The sequence below is a fragment of the Flavobacterium sp. genome (assembly GCF_031422135.1).
Taxonomy (GTDB): Bacteria; Bacteroidota; Bacteroidia; order Flavobacteriales; family Flavobacteriaceae; genus Flavobacterium.
This window is the reverse complement of sequence record NZ_JANOQD010000088.1, coordinates 1-1,843: the sequence shown is the minus strand read 5'-3', so window position 1 is coordinate 1,843 and position 1,843 is coordinate 1. Positions and strand designations below refer to the sequence as shown.

General features: G+C 32.5%; 1 protein-coding gene and 2 pseudogenes. All 3 read left to right on the top strand.

Annotated features, from left to right (window positions below; genetic code table 11):
• Window positions 1-307: pseudogene (locus RMO70_RS11745) on the top strand (glucose-1-phosphate thymidylyltransferase); the annotation flags it as partial.
• Window positions 308-356: 49 nt separating this feature from the next.
• On the top strand, window positions 357-1,220 hold the full coding sequence (locus tag RMO70_RS11740) for a T9SS type A sorting domain-containing protein (protein ID WP_310556627.1): 864 nt from the start codon (window positions 357-359) through the stop codon (window positions 1,218-1,220).
• 77 nt (window positions 1,221-1,297) lie between these two features.
• Window positions 1,298-1,843 (top strand): annotated as a pseudogene (locus RMO70_RS11735) (tRNA (N(6)-L-threonylcarbamoyladenosine(37)-C(2))-methylthiotransferase MtaB); the annotation flags it as partial.

Genomic DNA, 1,843 nt, shown 5'->3' with positions numbered 1-1,843 from the left:
TGCTAGAACTGGATTGCAATTTTGCGGATTAATGATGGGCGATCACAGTAAATGCGGCATCAATACGATGTTCAACACAGGAACAGTAATAGGTGTAAGTGCCAATATTTTTGGTTCTGGTTTTCCGCGAAATTTTGTTCCTAGTTTTTCTTGGGGTGGAGCAGCTGGATTTACAACCTATTTAACTACTAAAGCTTTTGAAACAGCAAAAATTGTTATGGCGCGAAGACAAGTAGAGTTTACCGATGAAGATGCTAAAATTTTAGAACATGTTTTTGAATTAACTAAGAAGTACAGAAAAGAATAAGTATAGATTTTTTTTGTAAGTTTACGCCTAATTAAATATCTAAAAAACAATGAAAAAAAATTACTATTTTATTTTAACTTTACTTTTTAGTGTACTTTCTTTTGCTCAAGTAACACTAACACAAACTACAACTGAAAATGTTACAGCAGGAAGTATAACCTGCAATAGTGCTGGAGTACCAAATGACAACACTTTTTATAGAGCTTTTAATTTAACTGCTTTAGGTTATACTCAATTTACTGTAAATAGAGTTGATTTTGGAGTCGAAGGTTTTACAAATACAAGTGCAATTCCCTTTGTAATAGACTTAATTATTTATAGTCATACTGGCGCCGCTTTTCCTGGAGGAACTTTAACTCAAGTCGGAATTCAATCGTATACTCCAGTAGCTGGTGATGTAGGAACTATAAAACAGCTAACATTTACAACTCCTGCATTAGTAACAACAAGTACTTTAGTTGTAGCTTTAAGAATTCCAAATTCTCTAGCAGCTGCTCCAGGTACAGGTTCACTTGCTACATTTTTTCCTGCTAGTAATGGAGATGGACAAACTGCTCCAGGATACATAACCGCATCATCATGTGGAATAGCTACTCCGACTAATCTTGCTGGAATTGGATTTCCTAATATGCATTTAGTTTTATCAGTAAATGGTTCGCCAAATTTATCAGTTAACGATAATGAACTTGCAAATAATATTAAAGTTTATCCAAATCCTACAAGTAATTTCTTGAATATTGAACTTGCTAATTCATTAGAATTGAGAAATGTTGAAATTACAACTATTACAGGTCAAAAAGTATTAGAATCAACAGCGTCAACTATTGATATGTCTGGTTTTCAAAATGGTGTTTATTTTATTAAAATTGTTTCTGATAAAGGTGTTCTTACTCAAAAATTTATTAAAGAATAGTAAAAAATATATCTTAACAATAGAAAGAGCGTTTTTTAAACGCTCTTTTTTTATCTTTGTAAACTTCAATTTAACAAATGATAAACAAAAAGAAAGTTGCCTTCTACACTTTAGGTTGTAAACTCAATTTCTCAGAAACATCAACTATTGCTAGAAATTTTCAAAGCGAAGGTTTTGATCGAGTTGATTTTGAAGAAGTTGCCGATATATATGTCATCAACACCTGTTCAGTAACAGACAACGCCGACAAACAATTTAAGCATATCGTAAAAAAAGCCATGAAGCTTAATGATAAAGCTTTTGTTGCTGCTGTTGGATGTTATGCGCAATTGAAACCCAACGAATTAGCTTCAGTAGATGGTGTTGATTTAGTTTTGGGCGCTACCGAAAAATTCAAAATTACCGATTATATCAACGATTTATCTAAAAATGATTTTGGAGAAGTACATTCTTGCGAAATTGAAGAAGCCGATTTTTATGTAGGAAGTTATTCTATTGGCGATAGAACTCGTGCTTTTTTAAAAGTACAAGATGGTTGTGATTACAAATGTACGTATTGTACGATTCCTTTAGCACGCGGTATTTCTAGAAGTGATGCTTTAGAAAATGTGTTGAAAAACGCA